This is a genomic window from Ruania rhizosphaerae (assembly GCF_009805705.1).
Taxonomy (GTDB): Bacteria; Actinomycetota; Actinomycetes; order Actinomycetales; family Beutenbergiaceae; genus Ruania; species Ruania rhizosphaerae.
Window position 1 is genome coordinate 720,897 of sequence record NZ_VSMB01000001.1, and the last position, 24,377, is coordinate 745,273.

Genomic DNA, 24,377 nt, shown 5'->3' on the forward strand with positions numbered 1-24,377 from the left:
CGGGTTCTGGGGGTGTTGGTGGTTCGCGTGGGCGTTCGGTGTCGTTGTGGAAGCGGCGTGAGCGTGGTCATGCGTTGTTGTTTGCGGCTCCGTCGGTGTTGTTGTTTGCGGCGTTTGTTTTGTTGCCGTTGTTGTATGCGGTGTATTTGAGTTTCACCCGGTTTAATGGTGTGGTGGATCCGGTGTGGGTGGGTCTGTCGAATTATGAGTCTGCGTGGGGTGATTCGGCGTGGTGGAACTCGGTTCGTAACACGTTTATTCTCGCGTTTGGTGGGATGGCGATCGAGATCCCGTTGAGTTTGTTTTTAGCGGTTTTGTTGAATCGGGCGTTGAAGTTGGGCGGGTTTTTCCGGACGGTCTATTTTGTGCCGCATGTGATCTCGATTGCGGTGATGGGTGTGGTGTTCTACTTCCTGCTGCGTCCGGTCGATGGTGTGATCAACGGGTTGTTGAGCCCGATCGGGATCGTCGCGGCGGATATGGACTGGCTGGGTTCGCGGCCGACGGCGTTGTTGAGTTTGATCTTGGTGGGTGTGTGGGCAAGTTTCGGTGTGAACACGATCTTGTTCCTGGTGGGGATGCAGACGATCTCGCGGGATATTTATGAGGCTGCACGGATCGACGGTGCTGGGTCGTGGAAGATGTTCTCCAGGATCACGGTGCCGTTGTTGTCTCCGATCCTGCGGATCGTGGTCATGTTGAGCATCATTTTCTCGATGCGTTCGTTCGATCTGGTGAAGACGCTCACTGATGGTGCCCCGGCGGGGCAGACCGAGGTGATGTTCACGTATTTGTTCGGGTACTACTTCGGGCTCGATCATGGTGCGCAGTATGGGTATGCCTCCGCGTTGGCGGTGTATGCGGCGATCATCGTGGCGATCTTGTCGGTGATTTACCTGTATCTGAGCCGGTCCAAGGATGGGGGCTCGCGATGACCGCGACGCAGGAGCAGGTGGCGGGAGCGGACCAGGCGCGGGTGGTGCGCGCGGGGCAGGCGCGGGTGCTGCGAGAGGCGCGGGCACGGCGCCGGGTGGGGCATGTGGCCATTTACGTGGTGCTGGGTGTGATGGCGGCGTTGACTGTGATGCCGTTGCTGTATGCGTTCTTTGCTTCGTTCAAGCCGGTTGAGGACATCCTCGTTGATGGGGCGCGGTTGTTGCCGCGGGAGTGGACGCTGGAGAACTACCGCATCGCGTGGGAGCTGGGCGGGTTCGACCAGTATTTCCAGAACTCTCTTTTCGTGGTGATCGGGGTGATCACGCTCGATCTGCTGTTCTCCTCGATGCTCGGGTTCGTGTTGGCTCGCAAGTTGGTCCCGTTCGGGAACACCATCGCGATGGTGATGGGTGGCAGCCTGTTCCTCGGGATGGGAACGGCAACGTTGTATCCGCGGCTGGTCATCGCGCAGCAGTTGGGGATCGATAACCTCGTGGGTGTGGTTTTGCTGGAGTTCTCCGGCATGACCGTCATCCACACGTTCTTGATCCGCGCGTTCGTGACCACGCTGCCGGCCGAGTTGGAGGATGCGGCACGGGTTGATGGGTGCGGTATCTGGCGGGCGTATTGGATGATCGCATTCCCGCTGATGCGCCCGATCCTGACCACCACAACCATCCTGGCGTTCCAGGCGTCGTGGAACGCTTTCCAGCTGCCGTATGTGTTCACTCTCAACGACCCGGAGATGCGAACGCTGGTGGTCGGGGTGTATGCCCTTCGGGCCACTGAAGACGGTAGTCAGGCTTATGACCTGATCTTGGCTGGTGCCATGTTGATCATCGTTCCGATCGTGATCTTGTTCGCGTTCTTGCAACGCTACTTCCTGCGTGGCCTCACCGAAGGAAGTGTGAAGGGCTAACACCAACGTGAAGGGCTGACACGCCAAACAGTTCGCAATCCGGAGGGCGGGACAAGTCCTCCAACCTCGACAACCAAGGCAAACCCCGACTCATAGGAGAGTGGAATAGATCATGACGACACTGAACCGGCGCACGTTTTTGACGACAACCTTGGCCGCTGCTGGGGCAGTCTCGCTGGCTGCTTGCAACTCATCGAGCGCTGACCCGAACGAGGGCGGTGGTGCCACGGTGGCGTTCTGGGTCCCGAACGGACCTCGCAATGGGGTGATCGAGGATCACTTCGCCGGATGGGCCTCCGACGATGGCGCCTCGGTGGAGGTGACCGCTCATCCCAGTGATCAGATGCAGGACACGGTCACCCTCGCCCTGCGCTCAGGCGATGGGCCGGACATGTGGGAAGGGGCGAACCCGGCCATCTTCAACGGTGGCTTCGCTGCACCGCTGGATGAGGTCTTGTCCGAGGAGAACAAGGCGGCTTACGCCGCGAAGATGCCCTCGAATGAACGGTTCATGATCGATGGCGTCCCTTACGGGGTGCCGACCACGGCGAATGCGATCCGGATGGCCTACAACAAGGACGTCTTCGAAGCCGCTGGGCTGGACCCCGAGGCGCCGCCGGCCACGTTCAGCGAGGTGCGTGCTGCGTGTGAGGCGATCGCGCAGCTGGAAGGTGTCTACGGGTTCGGTCTGCCGATGAAATGGGGCGGCTTCAACCAGTGGATGATGGATCCGATGATCGCCCGCACTCACCCCAACGTGAGCCAGAACGGGCAGTGGGATCACAGCACCGGCCGGTTCGAGATGCTGAACTACGGCCCCCTGGTGGAGCTGATGCGCGAGATGGTGACCCAGGAGTGGGCCTACCCCGGTGCCAGCACGTTGGAGAACGACCCGATGCGTCAGGCCTTCGCCAACGGCGAGATCGGCATGTTCATCTCCGCCTCATGGGACCTGAGCGTCATCAACGACCAGTTCGCCACCGACCAGAACTGGGCAGTCGCCGCCGCCCCCTACAACGACGGCGAGACCCCCGTGCGGCAGATCTCCAACGTCGCCGGCGTCACCTGCCTCAACGCAGCCACCGAAGACATGGAGACCGCCGCAGCCGCGTTCAACGAATACATCGGCCGCGACCTCTGGCTCACGATCGGCCAACAAGGACTCGCGTTCCCCGCACGAACCGACATCACCGCCGACGAAGTCGCCGAAGGACAAGCCCCCCAATTCGCCGGATACCTCACCACCGAAGAAGACACCGCATGGGCACCCAGCCCCCACCAAGACATGGAACTACGCGGTGAACTCATCGGCGACCTCCTCCGCCGACTCATCCTGGGCACCGACAACATCGAAACCGAACTACAAAACCTCGCCGACCAATACCAAGAAACCTACGACCAAGGCGTCGAGGACGGAACCATCAACCCCGACACCTACACCACCTAAACCACCCCACACTCGAATCGAGCCCAGCAACTAGAACGGGGGCAAATGCTATTACGTAATCGCAATGAGTGAGGCATCGCGTAGGCGGCCCGTCCGCGTGCATCTACTGCTCTGCGAACATGAACGACGACGCAACAGGAGGAGGATAGATTCATCGCGACGCCGATGGCGATTGAAGCGATGCTGAAATCCGGCCGTCGGGTTCCTGGATCGCAGAGGAAGTTCAACCAGGCAAGCGATGCTCACGCGCACGACGACTCGCAGAATGATGGTCCAAAGGAGGACTCATGATTGAGAATGAAATGAATCGCAGGACGGCACTACGATTGGGTGCCGGTGGCGCCGCAGCCGCTGCCGCCGCACCACTCTTGGGAGCTACGAGCGCCGCAGCGGAGACAGCTGAGGCTCAGGCCGTAGCAACCTTCCGGGTAGGACGCGCCACTGGGAAGAAGATCACCGCGGCGGATTTCTCCTACAACGCACCGTTTCACTTCACCGGTCTGTTCCATGGCACCCTTCCGAGCGACGATCCAAGGTCAAAGAGGCCTGATTTCGCTGCGGCGCTTCAGGAGTCAGGTGTTCGATCCCTCCGGTTCCCCGGCGGGAAGGCGGCCCTCCTGTACCTCCACGATGGCGAGTCATTCACAGCGGAGTTGACGCGCGACCTCAACCAGCTCAACCCATCGGAGACAGCTGGAAGGATCTATCAGCCCGATCGCTGGTCGCACAAGTACTACGTCAAGTTGGATGACTTCCTCGACGTCTGTGAAGAGAATGACGTCGAACCAATCTATCAACTCAACACCGCGTTCTACCGCGATCTCGCCGAAGACAGAACCTGGGCCATTGTCCCAACCAGGTGGGTGATCCGGTCCGACGGAACAACTGTGAACGAGTACTATGACCGCCCGCGGATCCAGGAGGCGGCCGACGCTTTGGCGGCGCACGTAGAAGCGCTCGTGGCCGCTGGGCGAAGCATCCGATACTGGGAGATCGGAAACGAAGAGTTTTCCCGATATGATGTCGGACGCGATGCGCTCTCGCCTGGAAATAGTGATCAAGAGATCTCGTACTACGCTCAAGTCGTTGTCACTTTTGCCCGCGTGGTGAAGGAGCAAGTTCCGGATGCAAAGATTCTGATCACCGGAGCTAGGAACTGGCAGGGAAACCCTTGGGACGTCCCGCTCTTGAACGAGATCGAATCGCTGGGTGGGATCGATCTGGTCGATTTCACCACCTCGCACTACCCGTTCAGCAAGGAGAATCGACCAGACACCCCGGACGAGCCGCTCTCCGACTTCGTGACGACGGACATGAACCTGACGACCCATGTCGGACACACAGTTCAGAACAATATCGACGCCGGATATCCGCACGTCGGCGTTGCGGTGACGGAGACGTCTGTCTACCGTCTACCTCACTGGACTGGGGTCGACGTCACGCCGACTTTCGCCCATGGTCTTGTCTGGTCGCACGGTTTCGGCCAGCTGATCTTCGAGACACCATCCCCGGTCAACGTGAAGCATGATTTCGAGTCATTCTTCTTTGGCGGCCTCGTGTACGACACGGTTCTCGATCCCGCGGTTTCCGCCTCAGGAAAGAGGAACCTCCACTGGATAGGCCCAGATGGTGAGTATCATCTGCCATTGACTACAGACGAAGGCGACATCCCTGACGAGAACTGGTTCTCGGAGGAGTACTTCCTCACGCCACAGATGCGTATGAATGCGCTCATGAGCAAGGCAGTGGGACTGGATGCCCTGGTTGTGAATCCTGGCGCTCTCAATGAACTAGTCTCGGTCTTCGCGGCCATCGACGAATCGGGCAAGAACCCGATCGTGGAACTGTTTGCGGTGAACAGATCGGCTGGCGAATCGGAAGCCACGGTGGAGATCGACATTCCTGGAATCCGTGCGATTTGCAAGAGGGTCGGGGTCGAGACCCTGACAGCAAGTCCGGAATGGGGTCTTGCGGCGATACATCCGACAGAGATGAACCTGACGCGCACGACCGCGAGCAAGGGGCGATCGGCAGGCGGCGTCCCCACGGCGACGTGCCAGCTTCCCGCGTACTCGATGTCGCGCCTCCAGCTCGAACTTATTGTTCGCTAGTCTGGGCGGTGCGAGATGACGTTCGCCCGAGAAGTATGCAGATCGCTGATGTTGGCCTCGGTGGAGTCTCAGCAACAGACGCGACTGTAGGGCAAGGACGAGCCTTCCGGTCTACCCTCCGGAGGAGGTCGCTGGCTCATTCAGCGGTCAACGAGGCAGTCGACCTCCTCCGGGTGGACGGCTCTCGGCAGAGTGCCGCGTTTGCGCCGTCGGCTAGATGGCCGTGGTCTGCACATTCTGTTCCGTCGGAGAACGCAAGGTGGGTGGGCGTGGCTGCGCGCGTGCGGTGCTGCTACTGTGGCGCTATTACGAAATAGCAAGGAGTTGACTGGTGTCGATCAAGCGCCGACCGCATGCGCCCACCCAAGGAGATGTCGCACGCCTGGCGGGGGTCACTCAGGGCTCGGTGTCCGCCGTCCTGAATGGCCGGGCCAGGGCGCATCGGATCCCAGAAGCCACTGAGCAGCGGGTCCGGGAGGCTGCGGCCGAGCTCGGCTATGTCGCGAACCCGGCTGCTCGCAGTTTGCGCGGCAAGCGCAATCGTCTGCTCGGTGTGCACACCTTTGAGCCGGTCTTCCCGCTCGATGAGGAGAACTTCTTTCACGAGTTCCTGCTCGGTATCGAGAAGCAAGCGGTGGTCGAGGGATACGACATGGTGCTGTTCACCTCCACCGAGGATGCCACCGGCCGACGTCGGATCTACCGCGACGGCGCCAATCGGCTCAATGTGGCCGACGGCAGCGTTCTCCTCGGTTTCGCGCAGGACACCACCGACATCGTCCGCCTTGCCGGCGAGGGGTACCCGTTCGTGCACATCGGCCGTCGCGAGGTGCCGGGGGCGGAGTTCCGTTGGGTGGGCGCCGACTACCGGGTCGGGACGGCCGCAATCGTCGATCGGCTCACCGATCTCGGTCACGAGCGCATCGGGTATCTGAGCCCGGACCGGCGCACGGAGGCGCTGGCTGATCGTGAGGACGGGTACCGCGATGGTTGCAGCGCGGCGGGTGTGCCTGCCGTGGCTGATCTGCTGGACGTGGAGCAGATGAGTCTGGACTGGTTCGACCACGCCCGCGCAGACGGCGTGACGGCGTTCGTCACCGCTAACGAGGACTACGCCACGCGGCTCGCTGAGCTTGCCAGATCGCGCGACCTCACTATCCCCGACGACCTTTCCGTTGCCGTGTTGCGCGGCACCAAGACCGGCCCACAGCCCGATCTGCGATGGAGCGGGATGGGTATACCCCGGAACGAGATCGGGCGGGTCGCCACGCGGATGCTTGTGGAGGTTCTCGAGAACCCGCACGCGACCCGAGACGAACACCTCCTCCTTCCCTGCGCGCCACCAGAGGAGACCACGATGGCCCCAGCCAAAGGAGTAACCGCATGAACCAGATCCACGCAGACATCGCCGTCATCGGCGCAGGGCTGGGCGGTGTCGCAGCGGCTCTGGCCGCAGCCCGGCACGGTCGCACCGTGATCCTGACTGAGGAGACCGATTGGGTGGGTGGTCAGGTCACTTCCCAGGGCGTGCCGGTCGATGAGCACCGCTGGATCGAACAGTTCGGGTGCACCGCCAGCTATCGCGCGTTCCGCGACGGCGTGCGCAACTACTACCGCGACCACTACCCGCTCACCGCCGCCGCCCGCGCCGATAGGTATCTGAACCCTGGCAGCGGGCTGGTCAGCCGCTTGTGCGCCGAACCCGGGGTGGCGGTGGCCGTGCTTGAGGCGATGCTCTCCCCGCACCAGGCCGCAGGCCGGATCGATCTGCGGCTCCGGCACCGACCCATCGCCGCCGCCACCGACGGCGACACTGTCACCAGCGTCACGGTCGAGAACTCCGACGGCGGCCACGTCACCATCAGCGCCGACTACATCTTGGATGCCACGGAGACCGGCGAGCTCCTCCCGCTCACTGGGACCGAGTACGTCACCGGCTTCGAGTCCCGGGCCGATACGGGCGAACCCAGTGCCCCGGCCGAGCGGCAGCCGGAGAACATGCAGTCGGTCACCTGGTGCTTCGCCTTCGACTACATCGAAGGCGAGGATCACACGATCGACAAACCGGCCGACTACGACGCCTGGCGCGCATTCCAGCCGCCGTACTGGCCGGGTCCGATGCTGGAGCTGACGGCACCGCATCCGCGCACGCTTGAACCGATCACCCGGGTGCTGCTGCCCCACCATGACGAACAGCCCGGCGAACCGCCCGCGAGCGGTTCCATCGACCTGTGGCGCTACCGCCGCATCCTCGCCCGTGCCAACTTCGCCCCCGGTGCCGTCCCGAGCGACATTGTGCTGGTGAACTGGCCGATGGTCGACTATGTCAGCGGCCCATTGTTCGACGCCGGCGGCAACCTCGCCGAGCACTTCGAGGGCGCGAAGCAGATGAGTTTGTGCTTCCTGTACTGGATGCAGACCGAGATGCCTACTCCTGATGGTGGGAAGGGGTTGCCGGGTCTGCGGTTGCGCGGGGACGTTTTCGGTACCGAGCACGGTCTGGCGAAGTACCCCTACATCCGTGAGTCTCGCCGCATCGCGGCCGAGTACACGATCGTCGAGCAGGACGTCGCCGCGAGTGCCCGGCCGGAGAACAAGGCGAAGCAGTTCGACGACTCTGTAGGCGTCGGGTGCTACCGGATCGATCTGCACCCCTCTACCGGTGGGGACAACTACATCGACGTCGGATCGTTGCCGTTCCAGATCCCGCTCGGCGCACTGCTGCCGGTCCGGGTCCGCAACCTGCTCCCCGCAGCGAAGAACCTCGGTACCACCCACATCACCAACGGCTGCTACCGACTGCACCCGGTGGAATGGAACATCGGCGAGGCCGCCGGCCTGCTCGCCGCCCGGTGCATCACCGAGGGCACCACCCCGCACCAGGTGCGAGCCGATCAGGTCCAGCTGCGGTCCTTCCAGCAGGCCCTCACCGATGACGGCGTCGAACTCGCCTGGCCAGACGTCGCCGTCGCCATCTGATACCTGCGAACTGGAGGGAACCCCCTGATGACCGACCAACCGAACATCCTGGTCCTCATGGTGGACCAATGGCGCGGTGACTGCCTCAGCGTGGCCGGGCACCCCGTCGTCAAGACGCCGTACCTGGATCGTCTCGCCGCCCGCGGGACCCGCTTCACCCATGCCTACTCCGCCTCGCCCACCTGCATCCCCGCCCGCGCATCCCTGCACACCGGGATGTCGGCCGCCTCGCACGGCAGGGTCGGCTACCGCGACCTCGTGCCATGGAACTACGAGGTCACCCTGGCCGGTGAACTCACCCGCGCCGGATACCAGACCCAAGCGGTGGGCAAGATGCACGTCTACCCCGAACGCACCCAGCTGGGCTTTCAGAACGTCATCCTGCATAGCCCCACCGGGATCGTGCGCTCCGCCCGCAAGCAGGGCATGGACCCGGGCCTGGTGGACGACTATCTGCCTTGGTTGCGCCAGCAGCTCGGCCGGGATGGCACCTACTTCGACCATGGCGTGGATTCCAACTCCTACGTCGCTCGGCCCTGGGACAAGCCGGAGCACACCCATCCCACGAACTTCGTCTCCACTCAGGCTGCTGACTTCCTCCGCCGCCGTGACCCGCGTAAGCCGTTCTTTCTCTTCGCCTCGTTCAACGCCCCGCACCCGCCGTACGACCCGCCGGACTGGGCCTTCCAGCAATACCTGAACGCACCGATGCCTGATCCGCCGATCGGGGACTGGCAGGACTACTACGCAGAGTTCGAAGACTCGGCGAACCCAACCGCGAACGTCGCCCAGATCGACGAGACCATGCTGCGCCGTGCCCGCGCCGGCTACTACGGGCACATCACCCACGTCGACCAGCAGATTTCCTACCTCCTGGCCGAGCTCGACCACCACGGCGTGGCCGACAACACCTACATCTGCTTCATCTCCGACCACGGCGAGATGCTCGGCGACCACCACATGTTCCGCAAGGGCTACCCCTACCAAGGATCCGCACGCATCCCGATGCTGCTCGCCGGGCCAGGGATGGAACCCGGCCACGTCAGCGACGAGGTGGTCGAGTTGCGCGACATCATGCCCACCCTGCTCGAATGCGCCGGGGTGCCGATCCCGGACCAGGTGGAGGGCCACAGCCTGCTAAGCACCGCCCATGGCGGGAGCGAACCGGTGCGCGAGTACCTGCACGGCGAGCACGTTATCTTCGGCCAATCCCTGCAATGGCTCACCGACGCCCACACCAAGTACGTCTGGATGTCCGGCTCCGGGCGGGAACAGCTCTTCGACCTCGACGGCGATCCGGACGAGACCCGTGACCTCGCCTCCGATCCGGCATGGGCCGACATCCTGACCACCTGGCGAGCTCGCCTCATTCAGGAGCTGACTGGCCGCGAGGAAGGATTCACCGACGGTGGGCAGTTGGTCCCCGGGCGTCCGGTCACCCCGTGCCTTGCACACGCCACCGCACCAGGCCCCTCCTCCTGACGGCGGATGGCCATGAACCGCGCAGGCTATCCACTCAAGGACGGGAAGGTGTACGGCGGTTCCACCTGGCTACCAGGCATGTGCGCCGGCCGCTCTTGGTCGATGTCGAAGACGATCCGTTCACCCACGTAGCGGACGACGACGAGTTGCACCGGGAGGTCCTGCTCGTCGACGAGCAGCAGCCGCTGCACCATCAGGGCCGTGCCGATCGCGACGTCGAGGAGCTTGGCGTGTTGAGGTGTAGCGGGCTCGGCCGTCATGGTGCCCCGGGCGCGCACCGGACGGTGCCCGCACTCGCCCAGTGCCGCGTGCAGGGAACCGGTCAGGTCGGCGTCACGTATGGCCGCGCACCGTAGCGGCAGGACGGCGTCCTCCACAGCGAAAGGGACGCCGTCACCATTCAGGACCCGGCTGAGCGCGATGACTGAACTCTCGCCCGGCTGCTCGAGGTCCGAGTTCTCCTCCCGGCTCCCGTCCCGCTCGGACATGCTCACCACGGCGGCCGAGGGGATACGACCCTGCCGCCTCATGTGCTCGGTGAACGAGAGTAACCGGCTCATCCGCCGGTGGACGGGCTGCTCGGCCACGTAGGTGCCACTGCCGCGCACCCGGTACACCCGGCCCTCGGTCACCAACGCAGCCACGGCTTGCCGCGCCGTCATGGGGCTCACCTGGAATCGCTCGGCAAGCTCGCGATCCCCCGGAAACTGGTCGCCCGGCGCGTAGCCGGTGAGCTCGTCTCGGAGCTGCTGGGCGATCGTCGCGTGGGCAGGCCGAGTGTCCGCCGTCATTGTTGCCCTCCAGAGCCGGACGTTGCGGTGAGTTATCTAGAGTACTCGATTCTAGAGATCTAGTACGCTGAAGCGTATGTCTGTGTCTCGTGAGTCTCGCCCCAACATCGTGCTGATCCTCACCGATGATCACGCAGCCCATGCGATCGGCTGCTACGGGAGCAAGGTCAACCACACCCCGCACATGGATCGGCTAGCAGCCGGGGGTGCGAGGCTCGACTCCTGCTTCTGCACGAACTCGATCTGTTCGCCGTCGCGCGCCTCGATCCTCTCCGGCACCTACGGGCACGTGAACGGCGTCACCAGCATCTACTCCCACATCGACTACCGCGTCCCGAACTTCCCGCAGGTGCTGCGCGAGTCGGGCTACCGGACGGCGTTGTTCGGGAAATGGCACCTGGGCGAGACCGAGCCGCACCTGCCGCGCTCCGAGGACTTCGATGCCTGGCAGGTGTTCCCTGGTCAGGGCCAGTACAACGATCCCGTCATGATCAGCCCCGACGGCGAAACAACAGTTCCGGGGTACGCCACCGATATCGTCACTGACCTGAGCCTGGACTGGCTGGACGAGCAGTCCGGTTCGGACCCCTTCTGCCTGATGATCCACCACAAGGCGCCGCACCGGCCGTGGGTGCCGCACCCCAAGCATCGGGACCTGTACCCGGTCGGCAGCATCGCCGAGCCGGATACCCTCTTCGACGACTACGCGACGCGGAGCGAGGCGGCCTCGGTCGCGAACATGCGGATCAGCGACGATCTTCCCGACCGTGACATCCGCGAGGAGATGCCCCCGGAACTCGCCGGCGAGGAGAACCGCGAGGCGCGCACCCGGTGGTTCTACCAGCGCTACCTGCGCGAATACCTACAGACCGTGCAGTCGGTGGACGACAACGTCGGCCGCGTGCTGGACCACCTCGACGAGCGTGGTCTCGCGGACAACACCATCGTCATCTACACCTCCGACCAAGGCTTCTTCCTCGGCGACCACGGCTGGTACGACAAGCGCTTCATCTACGAGGAGTCCTTGCAGATGCCGCTGCTGATCCAGTGGCCGGACCGGATCGCCCCGGGCACAGTGACGGACGAGATCGTGACCAACATCGACTTCGCGGCCACCTTCCTCGAGGCATGCGGCATCGACCACGGCGAGGCGCTCCCCACCGGTCAGGGCCGCAGCTTCCTGCCCCTCCTGGAGGGGGAGACGCCCGAGGACTGGCCGGAGTCGATGTACTACCGCTACTGGGAGCACGACGACCCGAACCACCACGTCTGGGCCCACTACGGCGTCCGGACCAAGACGCACAAGCTGGTCTACTTCTACGCCGACGGACTCGGCACGGATGGGTCGTCCGAGCAAACCTTCCCGCCGGCCTGGGAGATGTACGACCTCATCGCGGACCCGAACGAGCTCACCAACATCGCCGACGATCCCGCCCACGCGGAGACACGGGCCGAGCTGGAGCGTGAGTTGGCCCGCCTGCAGGAGCAGTACCGGGACGCGCCGTACGTGACCTGATCGCTCGGCTGTGCCGACCGGACTGCGTCTGCATAGGCGGCGCTCACCGCGATCGGCGAGGCGGTCCTCACCACTAGGTTGTCGCAGACCATGGCGGTAGAATCAGTGGCAGCGCAACCGCGATGACCAGAGGGAGGTGCGAGCCGTGGAACGTCGGGCCGTGACCAAGGAGACGGTGAAGCAGTTCGCCATCCGGTCAACCAAGGAGTCAGCCAAGCTCGAACGCCGCACTGTCCCGGCGGGACATGTGCGCTCCGAGCGTGTTGAGCGGTTCCTCGCCGAGCGCCGCCAGCGCGCTTGATGCCGTTCGCGCCGGGGTACGTCGAGACGCCCGTCTCTGGCGACGAGGCGGATGCGTTGCTAGTGAAAGCGCGCGAACTCCACGGCGAGCCGATCACGAAGGCTGACGTTTACGACCTTGAGCAAGCTATCCAGGAAGACATCGTCGAGGAACTCGTCACCGCCGTGCTCGACGCCACGCTGACCGTTGACGACATGTCTTTCGCGGATTTAGTGCATTGAGCCGACGCACGCGAACGCGGTGCGTCGCGCGGCTATCGTGAGGCCATGCCGCGCATCCTGATCACTGGTATGTCCGGGGCAGGCAAGACGACACTGCTGGAGGAACTGGCGCGGCGCGGGCATCGCACGGTGGAAACCGACGTGGACGGGTGGGAGTCCGCCGTCGGGCGCTGGGACGAACAGCGGATGGCCGAGCTGCTGGACCGCCACGAGGACATTGTGATCGCCGGCACCGTGGAGAACCAGGGCAGGTTCTACGACCGATTCCACGCGGTCGTCCTGCTCAGTGCACCAGTCGACGTGCTGCTCGAGCGCGTCCGCACGCGCACGAGGAACCCTTACGGGAAGACCGAGGCGCAACAGCAGGAGATCCGACGCTACGTCGTCGAGGTGGAGCCGCTGCTGCGTCACGGTGCAGACCGGGAGCTGGACGGCCGACGTCCAGTCTCTGACCTCGCCGATGAGATCGAGACGCTGAGAGCGATCCCGTGACTTGTCCGACCGGACTCCATGAGCACGAAGGTGGCGTGAGTGTCGCCGATCGCGCGATCGACGACACTCACGCCACCCTCACACGTGGATGCGTGCCGTGCCTATTTGCCTCCGGTGGTGGCGATTCCTTTGACGAGGAACTTCTGTCCGAAGAGGAAGGCGAGGAACATGGGGATGAGGGAGACGATGGACATGGCGAACATGGCGCCCCAGTTGGAGCCGGAGGTTGCGTCGAGGAAGGAGCGTAGGGCTACTGGGACGGTGTACATGTCTGGTGAGGTGAGGTAGATCAGGGGGGTGAAGAAGTCTGACCAGGTCCAGATGAAGGTGAAGATCGCGGTGGTCGCCAGGGCGGGGATCATCAGCGGGATGAGGACCTGACCGAAGATGCGCAGGTGACCGGCACCGTCGATGGTGGCGGCCTCGTCCAGCTCCCGGGGGATGCCGCGGATGAATTGCACCATGAGGAACACGAAGAACGCGTCGGTGGCGACGAACTTGGGCAGCACCAGCGGCAGGAAGGTGTTCACCATGTCGAAGGCGTTGAACAGGATGTACTGCGGGACCACGATCACGTGGATCGGGATCATGATCGTCATCAGCATGATCGCGAACCACAGCCCCCGGCCCCGGAACTTCAGCCTCGCGAAGGCGTAGGCGGCCAGGGAGCAGGAGATCAGGTTCCCGATGATCGCCCCCGAGACCACGATCGCGGAGTTGACCAGATACCAGTCGAAGGCCTGGGACAGGGCGAACCAGCCCTCAGCGTAGTTGTCGACATACAGCTGGTTCAACCACAGGCCCGGGGCGCGGAAGATGACCTCGGTGGGGCGTAGCGAGGAAACGATCATCCACAGCAGTGGGTAGATCATCAGCAGGCTGACCGCGATCAGCACAGCGTGTTTGACCAGGCTGCGCAGGTGGTCGGCGGGGGTGCGGGGGGCGTCGATCTCGCCCGCGATCGTCTCAGTCATCGTAGAACACCCAGAACTTGGCCAGCAGGAAGTTCACCGCAGTGAAGGTGGCGATGATGGCCAGCAGTAGCCATGCCATCGCCGAGGCGTACCCCATGTCGAAGCGGGTGAATCCCTGCTCGTACAGGTACAGCGTGTAGAACAACGTCGAGTCCGAGGGGCCACCGGTGCCGTTGGAGACCACGAACGCCTGGGTGAAGGCCTGGAAGGCGTTGATGATCTGCAGCACCAGGTTGAAGAAGATGATCGGCGACAGTAGCGGCATCGTGATCCGGGCGAACTGCGAGATCCGGCTCGCCCCATCCAGGGCGGCGGCCTCGTAGTACATCGTCGGGATCTGACGTAGCCCGGCCAGGAAGATCACCATCGGTGAACCGAACGTCCACACGTTCAACAAGATCAGCGTCCACAACGCATAGTCCGGGTCCGAGACATACCCCGTGGTCGCATCCAGGCCCAGCAACTGCAGCACCTGGTTCACCAACCCGGTGGTGCCGAAGATCTGGCGCCACAGCAACGCGATCGCGACCGAGGACCCCAGCATCGAGGGCAGGTAGAACACCGACCGGTAGAACGCCAACCCGCGCATGCCCTTGTTCAACAGCACCGCCACACCCAACGCCAACGCCAGCTGCAACGGCACACCCACACCGACATAGATCAGCGTCACCTTCAACGACTGATGCAACCGGTCATCAGTGAGCATCCGCTCGTAGTTGTCCAACCCCAAAAAGTTCGGAGCCTGGATCAACGAATAATCGGTCAACGACAGATACAACGACGCCAGGATCGGGCCCAACGTGAACACGAACAACCCGACCAACCACGGCAACAAGAACAGATACCCCGCCTTGTTGTCATGCGAGGCCTCCTTACGCCGCGCAGCCCGCTGCTCCGGGGTCACCGGCCCCCGATGCTTCAGATGCGACAACTCAGACAGTGCACTCATGGACGGCTACAGACCCGCAGTCAGCTCGTCGTAGAACCCCTGCGCGGCGTCGGCGGAACTGGTGTCTCCGAAGAGCATGTCGAAGCCGTATCGCTGGAGCAGGGTCCCCACCTGGCCACCGCCGGGGGGAGGCGCGATCGGCGTGGCCGCCAGCTCGGGCACGATGTCCTCGATGAACTGCGACACCCGCTGCTGCGGGTCGGAGAGCTGGTCACGGATTGCCGCGGAGATCTCGGCGTTCGGCGGCACGCCGCGCTCCGCCAGCTCGATCTCGGCCGCCGTCTGGGAGTTCATCCACCAGTTGATCAGCGCGACAGCACCCTCCGGGTCCTCAGTGGTGGCGGACGCCGACCACAACATCGAAGCCTTGTACCAGGCACGGCGGTCGGTGGCATCGCCGCTCAGGCTCGGGAAACGCAGGATACGGCGCTCGTTCCCTCCGGAGGTCTCCACAGCCTGGAGCTGGTTGGACCACACCATGGCCATCGCGGTGTTCCCGACGACGTAGTCCTGCTGGTCCAGCGGCTTGGAGACGTCCTCGGTCATCTGCGACGGCCCCGGGGTGGCGCCGGCATCGAGCCAGTCCTGCCCCATCTCGAACCAGGCGCGCACGTCATCGACCTCGAAGCCGACCTGGTTGCCTTCGACGAACAGTTCCTTGTCCTGCTGGCGCAGCCACGCGCTGAACATGGCGTCCACCTGCACGATCCCGGAGGTGCCGATCACGTCACTGGAGCTGGAGATCTCAGCGGCGAGGTCGCGCCAGTCGTCCCACGTCCAGGTCGTGTCGTCGGGGATGTCGATCCCGAGGTCGTCGAAGATCTGCGGGTTGACCAGGACGGTCGGCGTGTTCACGCCTGCGTTGATTCCGTACAGCGCACCGTCGATGACACCGGCGTCCGCCGTGCCCTCGGTGAACTGTGAGGTGTCCGCACCGTACTCGGACAGGTCCAGCAGAGCTCCGCGCTGGCCGTACTCGCTGATGAAGGCCATATCCATCTGGATCACGTCCGGGGCGTTGCTGCCCGCCGTCTGGGTGGCCAATCGGTCCCAGTAGCTCGCCCACTCACCCGGTTGAGCCTCGATCGAGACGTCCGGGTTCTCCTCCATGTACGCATCGAGCGCGTCCTGAGTGTTCCCGTTCCGGACCTCGTTGCCCCACCAGGTGAACTGGAGGGAGGAGCCGTCGTCGGAGTCGCTCGAACCGCCTCCGCGGGAGCATCCTGCAACGGTCGCACCGACTGCGCCGAGCGAGGCCATGGCCATGAATTGACGCCGGTTGGGTCGCATCGCCTGAGTCCTTTCATCGTCGAAAGCGGTATGCCCATCGGCATACGCTTTGACGATAACCGCGACCCGCATCAGGTGCGCGGCAAGTTGCCAACTATTGTCGTGCCTGCGGAACTGCAACCTTTGTCACCCGCAGCATTCCGCCGTCGGGGATCCTCACTCGTCCTCGAGGGCCATCCCGGTGCGGTCGGGCAGCAGCACCGCGCCCGCGCATGCCACGACGAATGCGGCACCGATCACGGCGAACGTGACACCCAGCCCGCCCGCCACGTGGAGGTAGCCGACCGCGAGCGGAGCCAGGATGGAGGCGATCCGGCCGAACGCTGCCGCACTGCCCGCGCCGGTGCCGCGCAACGCCGTCGGATACAGCTCGGGCGTGATCGCGTACAGCGCTCCCCAGGCCCCGAGGTTGAAGGCTGAGAGAGCCATCCCGGCGGCCAGGATCGTGGCCACCGACTCAGCCTGCCCGAACAGCAGCGCCGAGACTGCCGAGCCGGCCAGGAAGGTGATCAGCGTGGTGCGCCGGCCCCACTTCTCGATCAGATAGGCGGCAGCGGCGTAGCCCGGGAGCTGGGCGAGGGTGATGATCAGCGTGTAGCCGAAGCTGCGTACCAAGTCGAAGCCCTGCTCCACCAGCAGTGAGGGTAGCCAGATGAAGGCCCCGTAGTAGGCGAAGTTCACGCCGAACCACACGATCCACAGGCCCGCGGTCCGACGGCGGAGCCTCGCCTGCCACAGACCGCTCCAGCGGGCGCGGGGCGCACCCGGGCGCCCGCGCGGGCTCTCGGCCCGGTTGCCGGCCGGGCCGCCACGTTCGGTACCCGACCCCTCACCAGGAGGTGCGTCTGCGCGCGGGGAGGCTGCGCCGTCGGGATCCTCGCGGTAGACCCGCTCGGGAAGGGGCGCCGGGATACCTGCCGAGGCCTCGTACCGGCGCACGGCCGCCTCCGCCTCGGCATACCGACCCGTGCGCTCGAGGAAGCGCACCGACTCGGGCAGCCGGAGACGCACGAACAGGGCGTACGCGGCCGGCGCCATGCCGATGAGGAACGCCCACCGCCACCCGTTCTCCAGCGGGACGACGAAGTAGCCGACGAGTGCGGCCATGATCCACCCGAGCGCCCAGAACGCTTCGAGGATCACCACGATCCGGCCGCGGATCTTCTTCGGGGCGAACTCGCTCACCAGGGTCGAGGCGACCGGCAGCTCGGCACCAAGCCCGAGGCCGACGATGAACCGCAGCACCATGAGGGCCGCCAGGCCCCCGGCCGCAGCCGAGGCACCGGTGGCGAGGCCGTAGACCAGCAAGGTCAGGGCGAACACCTGACGGCGGCCGATCCGGTCGGCGAGTAGACCACCCAGGCTTGCCCCGAGCGCCATCCCGACGAAGCCGATCGAGGCAAGCCAGCCCCGTTCACCTCCGCTGAGCCCCCACTCCTGCGCCAAGGCGGCGAGGATGAAGGAGATCAGTCCGACATCCATCGCGTCGAGGGCCCATCCGATCCCGGAGCCACCGAGCAGTTTGGTGTGCGCTCGGGTGAAGGGCAGGCGATCAAGACGCTCGGACCGGGTGAGGGCGTGCCCTTCTCCGGTGTGGCTCGCATCCGTGGACATGCCCGCATCCTTCCAGGCGCCACCGACATCGGCGCGTGGGTGCGGCAGATCGACCGGCCGTCTCACCTGGTGATCGAGATCGCGGCCCTCAGAATCGCGATCCTCAGACCGGTGGCCAGGTGACGGGCACGGGGAGACGTTCGGCGACATGCTCGGGCACGTGCTCCGGTGTGTCGCCGGATGCCCCGGCGAGGGCATGACCGTCACCTGGCAGGGACGCGAGCGCGGGCCGGACCAGGGGTGTCGTGAGTTGGCCGACCAGATGGTGCATGGCCCTCCGGCCGAGCTCGACTCCGTCCACGTCGACCATCGGCGCCTGCGGGCGGCCGACCACCACGACACCGGACTCGTCCGGGTGCGGACGTGCGGACCAGGAAGCACGCTGGTGCTGCTGGAGACCGAACAGAGCGCCCAGGCCGAGGTCGCTGGCGTAGGGGAGGGCCACCGTCGCACCGGTGCCGAGGATCTCCTCCACGCTGGCCACGCCCGCGTCGAAGGTCGGCGGGTACGGGCCCAGGACGGCGAGGTCCACACTCCGGGCTGTCGCCGCCTCCCGGAGGGCGTGGGTGCGCTGACCGCTCTGCCAGGAACGGTCCGGGCCGCCGAGGAATGCGATCCGGCGGTGCCCGGCGTCGGCGAGCGCCGACAGCAGCTCGACGAAGGCGCCGGCGGTGTCTGCCACGACCGACGCCGTTCCCGTGAGTTCGCGATCCACGAGCACGGTCGGCCGGATGGAGACGGCGGTGCGGAGCGTCTCGTCGGTGCACCGCGGCGCCACCACCACGGCGCCGTCGACCTGCTGAGCCAGCCGCTGGTAGCGCAGGAGATCTTCACCGTCAGCGAGTTCGTTGACGGCGACGGTGATCTGCAGGCCGTCCCGCGCCCCCCGTTCTTGTGCCCCGCCGATGATCGGGGTGAAGAACGAGTTCGTGAGGGTGGGGACGACGAGTGCGATCACACCGGTGCGGCCACGGGCGAGCTCGCGAGCCGCCCGGTTGGGGACGAAACCGAGCTCCACCGCGGAGGCGAGGACGCGCTCGACGGTGCGTGGGGCGACGAGCTGCGGGTGGCTGAGCGCGCGCGAAGCCGTCGACTTCGAGACGCCGGCATGTGCGGCGACGTCGAGCAGTGTGGGCACCCAACCTCCTGGCATCGAGCGGTATCGAGCGGCATCAAGCCCCAGGTGGTGGCTCACGCCGGATTCAGGACTGGACGCACCCCGAGAGCATCTGGTTCCATACTCTAGCGAATGGAACCGGTTGTGGGAGCGGTTGCGGCAGGATCGCCGCGAACCACTCCACCGGCCAGTCACGACCACGAACCAGGCGAGGTAGGTATGCGCGGACACCGACGCAGCCTCATGCTGCTCCTGCTGCCCGGGCTCGTGCTGCTGCTCGCCGGATTCCTGGTGCCGGCGCTGATCATGCTGCTGGCGCCGCCGGACACCACCACCGGCGAGGTGCTGGCCCGGCTGGGGCAGATGCTGGCCGATCCCTATGACCTGACGATCATCGGGCGGACACTTGGCCTCGGTCTGATCGTGACCGTCACCTGTGTGGTGCTCGGGTTCCCGATCGCGTACCTGCTGGCGCGCTCGCAGTCGCGTTGGGCCGGCGTGCTGCTTGCGGTGGCGATCTTCCCGCTGCTGCTGTCGAACGTGGTGCGCACCTTCGGATGGCTCGTGGTGCTCGGTTCCCAAGGCGCCGTCGGGCAGACGCTCGTGGCACTGGGGATCGTGGACGAGGCGCCGCAGCTGTTGTACACGCCGCTGGCGATCGTGCTCGGTCTGGTGCAGCTCTTCCTGCCGCTCGCGGTGGTCTCGTGCTACTCGGCGCTTGCCCAGGTGGATGCCAATCTGGACGAGGCGGCCCGCGGGCTCGGAGCCGGCCGGGCGCGCACGTTCTGGACCATCGTGGTGCCGCTCTCCTGGCCGGGTGTGGTGGTGGCCGCGACCCTCGTCTTCGCCGGCTCGATCACCGCCTACACCACGCCGTACCTGCTCGGCGGCTCGCGGCAGCGGATGCTCTCCACCCAGCTGTTCCAGTACTCCAGCTCCACGATCGACTGGGCGGCCGCCAGCGCGACGGCGATGATCATGACCGTCCTGGTGTTCGGGGTGGCCGCACTCTCCTCGGTGATGGGACGGAGGGCGAGGGCCTCATGAACACCCGCCGCCCCGTGGCCGCCTCGCTCGCCGTGCTCGGCTACATCGTGATGATCGCGCCGCTCTTCTTCGTGGTGATCACCGCCTTCACCGCCGGTTCCACCGTGCGCTTCCCTCCGGACGGGTTCTCCCTGCGGTGGTTCGAGGCCGCGGTCACCTACCAGCCGTTCATGTCGGCGCTCGCCTCCAGCCTGCAGCTGGCCGTCTTCGCTGCGGTCGCTTCGCTCGCGCTGGGCGTTCCGGTGGCGCTGGCCATCCATCGCGGGAAGATCCCCGGCAAGGGGCTGTTGGAGGGGATGTTCCTCTCCCCGCTGATCGTCCCGGAGCTGGTGGTGGGCCTGGCGCTGTACCAGCAGTTCATGATCGGCCTGGGGATGAACAACCTCACCACGCTGGCCATCGGGCACACGGTGCTGATGTTCCCCTACGCGGTACGGGTGACCGGCGCCTCCCTGGCGCTGATCGACCCGGCCGTGGAAGACGCCGCCCGTGGCCTGGGTGCCTCGCCCATGCGGACCTTCTTCACCATCACGCTGCCGTTGCTGCGCCCCGGGATCTTCTCCGCGGCGCTGCTGGCGTTCGTGACCTCGTTCAACAACGTGCCGCTGTCGTTGCTGCTGCAGAGCCGCGAGTTCCGCACTCTGCCGGTCACGATGCTCGACTACGTCCAGCAGAACTACGACCCGATCGTCGCCTCGACCTCGGTGCTCATCCTCGCCGGCACCGTGCTCGTGGCCGTGGTGGCTGAGCGCACTGTGGGGTTCGCCAAGATTTTCGGAGGTATCAACCGATGAGTGTGACGAGTGCTGCTCAGTTCCAGGCCGTCTCCCAGGTGTTCGGCGACTTCACCGCCGTGGACGCGATCGACCTGACGATTCCCGAGGGCAAGCTCACCACGCTGCTCGGGCCCAGCGGTTGCGGCAAGACCACGAGCCTGCGGATGCTCGCCGGATATCTGCGCCCCACCGGTGGCCGGATCCTCATCCGCGGTGAGGACTTCACCACCGCCCCGCCGGAGAAGCGCAACCTCGGCATGGTCTTCCAGTCCTATGCGCTGTTCCCGCACATGAGCGTCGCGGACAACGTCGGCTACGGGCTCAAGTTGCGGCGTGTCTCCGGCTCCGAGCGGGCGAAGCGGGTCACCGAGGCGCTGGAGATGGTGGGCCTGGCGCACCTGGCCGGCAGCCGCCCGAAGCAGCTCTCCGGAGGGCAGCAGCAACGGGTGGCGATCGCCCGCGCCGTCGCGATCGAACCGGACCTGCTGCTCCTGGACGAGCCGCTGTCCAACCTCGATGCACGGTTGCGACTGCAGATGCGCGCCGAGATCCGCCGCATCCAGTCCGAGACCGGGTTGAGTGTCGTGCTCGTCACCCACGACCAGGACGAAGCGCTCGAGATGAGCGACCAGATGGTGGTCATGAAGGACGGCCGGATCCAGCAGCAGGGCTCCCCGCAGGACGTCTTCCCGGCTCCGGCGAACAGGTTCGTGGCCGAGTTCCTCGGGTACGAGAACTTCGTCCCCACTGCCGACGCACAGGTGACGGTACGGCCCGAGCACCTGCACGTGAACGCCCGCCAATCGCCCGCGGCGACCTCCGACGGCCTCTCGCTGGACGGGCGCGTCACCGACCTGGCCTACCGCGGGGTCGATGTGCTGGTCACCCTCGCCGCCGACGCCCCAGGGAGCTCGAGCCCGGACCCGATCCGGCTCGTCGCCGATCTGCGCGCCAGCACAGCACCCGACCTGCGGATCGGGGATGAGGTGGCGATCACGGCATCGCCAGGCCACCTCGTGACCCTGCCCGCCTGACCGTCCCGATCTCCTTTCACCGATCGGCGCCGATCCCTCCTCACCCATCCAGACTCATCCCTCCTCACCTATCCAGATCCGTCCCTCCTCACCTATCCAGACCGATCCCCGTCCCCTTCGAAAGGACCGTGCGATGTTCCCCTCCCGCCGGTATGTCAGCGCCCTCGCCGCCGTTGCGGCCACCTCCCTGGTGGCCGCCGGCTGCTCTTCCTCCGACGACGACGGAGCTTCCGATGGTGGCTCCACCGACACCATCGTGGTGAGCACCTTCCCGTTCGGCGTGGAGGAGTTCACCGAGGCCGTCGTGGACCCGTTCACCGCCGAGACCGGCATCGAGGTCGAGCTCGACACCGGATCCAATGCCGACCGGCTCTCCCGGCTGCAGCTCGAGGGTGAGGACACCGGCATCGACGTGATGCTCATGTCCGACACCTACGTCGCCATCGCTGAGCAGGACGGACTTCTCCAGCCGGTCACCCAGGAGGACGTGCCGACACTTGCCGACATCGCCGACTTCGCAGTCGACGAGGCATACTCGGGCCCCGCATACAGCTACCAGCTGAACGGGATGCTCTACAACACTGACGAGCTGAGCGAGGAGCAGGCGGCCGACTGGGAGCTCTACGCCGACTCAGCCTTCGCCGGGCAGGTCGCCCTGCCGGACATCGCCGTGACCGCCGGCCAGCTCACCGTCTCCGGGGTCGCAGACACCTACGGATCCGGCCCCTACGACGTCGACACCGCCTTCGAGACGATGGCCGGCTGGGCGCCGAACGTGCTGCAGTTCTACAGCTCCACCACGGAGTTCACGAACCTGCTCACCCAGGGCGAGATCATCGGCGGAGTGGCCCTGAACGGGTTCGCCACCAACCTGATCGCCTCCGGTGAGCCGATCGGCTGGGTCCCGCCGGCCGAGGGCAGGTACATGGCCACCAACCGCGCCGTCGTGCCGGCCGGTGCCCCGAATGCCGAGGGTGCGTTCGCGTTCATCGACTACCTTCTGTCGATCGAAGCGCAGCAGTCCTCGGCCGAGATCGTCGGCGACCTGCCGGTGAACCTGGAGGTGGAGATCCCCGCGGAGCTGACCGCCGTCGTCGGGGACATCGCTCAGGACCCGACCGCAGCGGGCTACGCGACCCTCGCCCCGGCCGAGACCGTCGACAACCGCAACGAGTGGGTGGACCGCTTCGCACGCGAGGTCGTGGGCGGCTGATGACCGAACCGTCGATCACAGAGCATCCGACGGCGGAGGTGTCGAGCATGCAGGCGCCGGCACCGTCCGCCGGGGCTGCCCTTGACCTGACCCGGCTTCCCAAGGCCGACCTGCACTGCCACCTGCTCGGTACCGTCCGAGCGAGCACCTTCGGTGATCTCGCCCGGCGGGAGGGGCTGGCACTGCCGGAGGATCCGGAGCGGATCTTCGCCTCGATCAATTCCCATCCGCCGGACCCGGAGTTGTACCGGAACACCCGGATCCCGATGCCGCAGGGGCGTAGTGAGGATGAGCCGGAGCGCTCCTACTCGCTGTTCCAGGCATCCGGATGGGTGCGGCAGGTGTTGCGGGATGCTGACGATCTCACCCGCATCACCTACGAGGCGTTCGAGGCGGCTCACGAGTCGGGCACCTGGCACCTCGAGGTGTCCTTCGACATGATTCCTGAGCACCTGCGCCACCTCGGTTATGCCGGGTGGGTGGAGGCGCACGCCGAGGGCATCCGGATGGCCGAACGGGACCTCGGCATGACCGGGCGGCTGCTGGCGGCGATCGACCGCAGCGGCACCGGCGAGGAGGCACTCGCCTGGGTGCGTACCGTCGTCGACCACCCGCACGAGTACGTCGCCGGCATCGGACTGGACAACCTGGAGACCGCCGGGCCGCCGGAGCGGTTCGCCGACGCCTACCGGCTTGCCGGTGAGGCGGGTCTGAAGCGCACCGCGCATACCTCCGAGCACGTCCCGGCGGCCACGAATGCGGTGACCTGCCTCGATGTGCTGGGGTGCGACCGGCTCGACCACGGGTATTTCGTGCTCGAGGACGATGCGGTGGTGGCGCGGATGGTGGACGAGCAGGTGCCGTTCTCGGTCGCCTCGACCACCTCACGCCGGTCCTGGCGGCCGTGGCGCAAGGCCTCGATCGCCGAGATGGTGGAGGCGGGGATGAACGTCTACCCGTGCTCGGACGACCCGGGAATGTTCCCCACCAGTGTCCTCAACGAGTACGAGATCCTCTCCCGCGACGTGGGCGTCAGCGACGAGCGCCTGATTCAGATGGCGCGTGCGAGCTTCGAAGCGTCCTGGTTGCCGGCGGAGCAGAAGGCCTGGGTGTGCGCCCAGTTCGACGAGACGGTCGCGTCCCTCCTGCCGCGCTGACCAGAATTGCT

22 protein-coding genes are annotated in these 24,377 nt (G+C 65.5%); 16 read left to right on the plus strand and 6 right to left on the minus strand.

Translation table 11 applies throughout. The annotated features are described in order from the left end of the window. Positions 1-38 precede the first annotated feature (38 nt). The 7 genes from FV560_RS03160 (at position 39) to FV560_RS03190 (ending at position 9,874) form a co-directional block, all read left to right on the plus strand. Entirely contained in the window at positions 39-935 is an 897-nt protein-coding gene (locus FV560_RS03160; protein ID WP_159619124.1) for a carbohydrate ABC transporter permease, read from the plus strand. Then, positions 932-1,855 (plus strand): carbohydrate ABC transporter permease, encoded by a 924-nt coding sequence (locus FV560_RS03165; protein ID WP_159619126.1) that lies wholly within the window; start codon positions 932-934, stop codon positions 1,853-1,855. The genes FV560_RS03160 and FV560_RS03165 overlap by 4 nt, the downstream gene beginning before the upstream one ends. Positions 1,856-1,967: 112 nt before the next feature. Beyond that, complete coding sequence (locus FV560_RS03170) at positions 1,968-3,302, plus strand: ABC transporter substrate-binding protein (RefSeq protein WP_159619128.1); 1,335 nt, start codon at positions 1,968-1,970, stop codon at positions 3,300-3,302. A gap of 287 nt (positions 3,303-3,589) precedes the next feature. Beyond that, positions 3,590-5,413, plus strand: coding sequence for a hypothetical protein (locus FV560_RS03175; RefSeq protein WP_159619140.1), 1,824 nt, complete (start codon positions 3,590-3,592; stop codon positions 5,411-5,413). 331 nt (positions 5,414-5,744) lie between these two features. Further along, entirely contained in the window at positions 5,745-6,800 is a 1,056-nt protein-coding gene (locus FV560_RS03180; RefSeq protein ID WP_159619142.1) for a LacI family DNA-binding transcriptional regulator, read from the plus strand. Continuing rightward, the gene (locus FV560_RS03185; protein ID WP_159619144.1) at positions 6,797-8,392 is read left to right on the plus strand and encodes an FAD-dependent oxidoreductase; all 1,596 of its coding nucleotides are present in this window, start codon (positions 6,797-6,799) and stop codon (positions 8,390-8,392) included. The genes FV560_RS03180 and FV560_RS03185 overlap by 4 nt, the downstream gene beginning before the upstream one ends. Before the next feature lie 27 nt (positions 8,393-8,419). Further along, positions 8,420-9,874, plus strand: a complete 1,455-nt coding sequence (locus FV560_RS03190) for an arylsulfatase (protein WP_159619146.1) — start codon at positions 8,420-8,422, stop codon at positions 9,872-9,874. Positions 9,875-9,900: 26 nt separating this feature from the next. Here FV560_RS03190 and FV560_RS03195 read toward each other — a convergent pair whose 3' ends face one another. Continuing rightward, positions 9,901-10,665: a GntR family transcriptional regulator gene (locus FV560_RS03195; protein WP_159619148.1), complete on the minus strand. Its 765-nt coding sequence runs from the start codon at positions 10,663-10,665 to the stop codon at positions 9,901-9,903. A gap of 76 nt (positions 10,666-10,741) precedes the next feature. Between FV560_RS03195 and FV560_RS03200 the strand changes: the two genes are divergently transcribed. The 4 genes from FV560_RS03200 to FV560_RS03215 all read left to right on the plus strand — a co-directional run bounded on the left by FV560_RS03200 (position 10,742) and on the right by FV560_RS03215 (position 13,195). Then, positions 10,742-12,181: a sulfatase family protein gene (locus FV560_RS03200; RefSeq protein ID WP_159619150.1), complete on the plus strand. Its 1,440-nt coding sequence runs from the start codon at positions 10,742-10,744 to the stop codon at positions 12,179-12,181. A gap of 145 nt (positions 12,182-12,326) precedes the next feature. Beyond that, on the plus strand, positions 12,327-12,482 hold the full coding sequence (locus FV560_RS03205) for a hypothetical protein (RefSeq protein ID WP_159619152.1): 156 nt from the start codon (positions 12,327-12,329) through the stop codon (positions 12,480-12,482). Next, on the plus strand, positions 12,482-12,703 hold the full coding sequence (locus FV560_RS03210) for a hypothetical protein (protein WP_159619154.1): 222 nt from the start codon (positions 12,482-12,484) through the stop codon (positions 12,701-12,703). The genes FV560_RS03205 and FV560_RS03210 overlap by 1 nt, the downstream gene beginning before the upstream one ends. Positions 12,704-12,748: 45 nt before the next feature. After that, positions 12,749-13,195, plus strand: a complete 447-nt coding sequence (locus tag FV560_RS03215) for an AAA family ATPase (RefSeq protein WP_159619156.1) — start codon at positions 12,749-12,751, stop codon at positions 13,193-13,195. Between the two features lie 101 nt (positions 13,196-13,296). Here FV560_RS03215 and FV560_RS03220 read toward each other — a convergent pair whose 3' ends face one another. The 5 genes from FV560_RS03220 to FV560_RS03240 form a co-directional block, all read right to left on the minus strand. After that, the gene (locus tag FV560_RS03220) at positions 13,297-14,169 is read right to left on the minus strand and encodes a carbohydrate ABC transporter permease (RefSeq protein WP_159619158.1); all 873 of its coding nucleotides are present in this window, start codon (positions 14,167-14,169) and stop codon (positions 13,297-13,299) included. Continuing rightward, a complete protein-coding gene (locus FV560_RS03225) occupies positions 14,162-15,118 on the minus strand; it encodes a carbohydrate ABC transporter permease (protein ID WP_159619160.1) in 957 nt (318 codons plus the stop codon). Before FV560_RS03225 ends, FV560_RS03220 begins: the two co-directional genes overlap by 8 nt. A gap of 6 nt (positions 15,119-15,124) precedes the next feature. Beyond that, positions 15,125-16,408: an ABC transporter substrate-binding protein gene (locus FV560_RS03230; protein ID WP_159619162.1), complete on the minus strand. Its 1,284-nt coding sequence runs from the start codon at positions 16,406-16,408 to the stop codon at positions 15,125-15,127. A gap of 156 nt (positions 16,409-16,564) precedes the next feature. Beyond that, positions 16,565-18,022, minus strand: coding sequence for an MFS transporter (locus tag FV560_RS03235; RefSeq protein ID WP_159619164.1), 1,458 nt, complete (start codon positions 18,020-18,022; stop codon positions 16,565-16,567). A gap of 103 nt (positions 18,023-18,125) precedes the next feature. Then, a complete protein-coding gene (locus FV560_RS03240) occupies positions 18,126-19,160 on the minus strand; it encodes a LacI family DNA-binding transcriptional regulator (RefSeq protein WP_159619166.1) in 1,035 nt (344 codons plus the stop codon). 198 nt (positions 19,161-19,358) lie between these two features. Between FV560_RS03240 and FV560_RS03245 the strand changes: the two genes are divergently transcribed. The 5 genes from FV560_RS03245 to FV560_RS03265 all read left to right on the plus strand — a co-directional run bounded on the left by FV560_RS03245 (position 19,359) and on the right by FV560_RS03265 (position 24,366). Then, positions 19,359-20,186, plus strand: a complete 828-nt coding sequence (locus FV560_RS03245) for an ABC transporter permease (RefSeq protein ID WP_159619168.1) — start codon at positions 19,359-19,361, stop codon at positions 20,184-20,186. Beyond that, positions 20,183-20,980 carry an ABC transporter permease gene (locus tag FV560_RS03250; RefSeq protein ID WP_159619171.1) on the plus strand — a complete coding sequence of 266 codons (798 nt, stop codon included), beginning with the start codon at positions 20,183-20,185 and terminating at the stop codon, positions 20,978-20,980. The genes FV560_RS03245 and FV560_RS03250 overlap by 4 nt, the downstream gene beginning before the upstream one ends. Then, positions 20,977-21,996, plus strand: a complete 1,020-nt coding sequence (locus tag FV560_RS03255) for an ABC transporter ATP-binding protein (RefSeq protein WP_159619173.1) — start codon at positions 20,977-20,979, stop codon at positions 21,994-21,996. Before FV560_RS03250 ends, FV560_RS03255 begins: the two co-directional genes overlap by 4 nt. 133 nt (positions 21,997-22,129) lie before the next feature. Continuing rightward, positions 22,130-23,209, plus strand: coding sequence for an extracellular solute-binding protein (locus tag FV560_RS03260; protein WP_159619175.1), 1,080 nt, complete (start codon positions 22,130-22,132; stop codon positions 23,207-23,209). A 47-nt stretch (positions 23,210-23,256) separates the two neighbouring features. Further along, entirely contained in the window at positions 23,257-24,366 is a 1,110-nt protein-coding gene (locus FV560_RS03265; protein WP_159619177.1) for an adenosine deaminase family protein, read from the plus strand. Positions 24,367-24,377 lie beyond the last annotated feature (11 nt).

What these genes read in the sequence shown, in the direction of transcription:
- FV560_RS03220 (WP_159619158.1), bottom strand. Translation starts at nt 14,169, where the DNA reads ATGACTGAGACGATCGCGGGCGAGATCGACGCCCCCCGCACCCCCGCC.
- FV560_RS03265 (WP_159619177.1), top strand. Translation starts at nt 23,257, where the DNA reads ATGCAGGCGCCGGCACCGTCCGCCGGGGCTGCCCTTGACCTGACCCGG.
- FV560_RS03245 (WP_159619168.1), top strand. Translation starts at nt 19,359, where the DNA reads ATGCGCGGACACCGACGCAGCCTCATGCTGCTCCTGCTGCCCGGGCTC.
- FV560_RS03215 (WP_159619156.1), top strand. Translation starts at nt 12,749, where the DNA reads ATGCCGCGCATCCTGATCACTGGTATGTCCGGGGCAGGCAAGACGACA.
- FV560_RS03255 (WP_159619173.1), top strand. Translation starts at nt 20,977, where the DNA reads ATGAGTGTGACGAGTGCTGCTCAGTTCCAGGCCGTCTCCCAGGTGTTC.
- FV560_RS03195 (WP_159619148.1), bottom strand. Translation starts at nt 10,665, where the DNA reads ATGACGGCGGACACTCGGCCTGCCCACGCGACGATCGCCCAGCAGCTC.
- FV560_RS03175 (WP_159619140.1), top strand. Translation starts at nt 3,590, where the DNA reads ATGATTGAGAATGAAATGAATCGCAGGACGGCACTACGATTGGGTGCC.
- FV560_RS03200 (WP_159619150.1), top strand. Translation starts at nt 10,742, where the DNA reads ATGTCTGTGTCTCGTGAGTCTCGCCCCAACATCGTGCTGATCCTCACC.
- FV560_RS03260 (WP_159619175.1), top strand. Translation starts at nt 22,130, where the DNA reads ATGTTCCCCTCCCGCCGGTATGTCAGCGCCCTCGCCGCCGTTGCGGCC.
- FV560_RS03185 (WP_159619144.1), top strand. Translation starts at nt 6,797, where the DNA reads ATGAACCAGATCCACGCAGACATCGCCGTCATCGGCGCAGGGCTGGGC.
- FV560_RS03235 (WP_159619164.1), bottom strand. Translation starts at nt 18,022, where the DNA reads ATGTCCACGGATGCGAGCCACACCGGAGAAGGGCACGCCCTCACCCGG.
- FV560_RS03170 (WP_159619128.1), top strand. Translation starts at nt 1,968, where the DNA reads ATGACGACACTGAACCGGCGCACGTTTTTGACGACAACCTTGGCCGCT.
- FV560_RS03190 (WP_159619146.1), top strand. Translation starts at nt 8,420, where the DNA reads ATGACCGACCAACCGAACATCCTGGTCCTCATGGTGGACCAATGGCGC.
- FV560_RS03165 (WP_159619126.1), top strand. Translation starts at nt 932, where the DNA reads ATGACCGCGACGCAGGAGCAGGTGGCGGGAGCGGACCAGGCGCGGGTG.
- FV560_RS03225 (WP_159619160.1), bottom strand. Translation starts at nt 15,118, where the DNA reads ATGAGTGCACTGTCTGAGTTGTCGCATCTGAAGCATCGGGGGCCGGTG.
- FV560_RS03250 (WP_159619171.1), top strand. Translation starts at nt 20,183, where the DNA reads ATGAACACCCGCCGCCCCGTGGCCGCCTCGCTCGCCGTGCTCGGCTAC.
- FV560_RS03210 (WP_159619154.1), top strand. Translation starts at nt 12,482, where the DNA reads ATGCCGTTCGCGCCGGGGTACGTCGAGACGCCCGTCTCTGGCGACGAG.
- FV560_RS03230 (WP_159619162.1), bottom strand. Translation starts at nt 16,408, where the DNA reads ATGCGACCCAACCGGCGTCAATTCATGGCCATGGCCTCGCTCGGCGCA.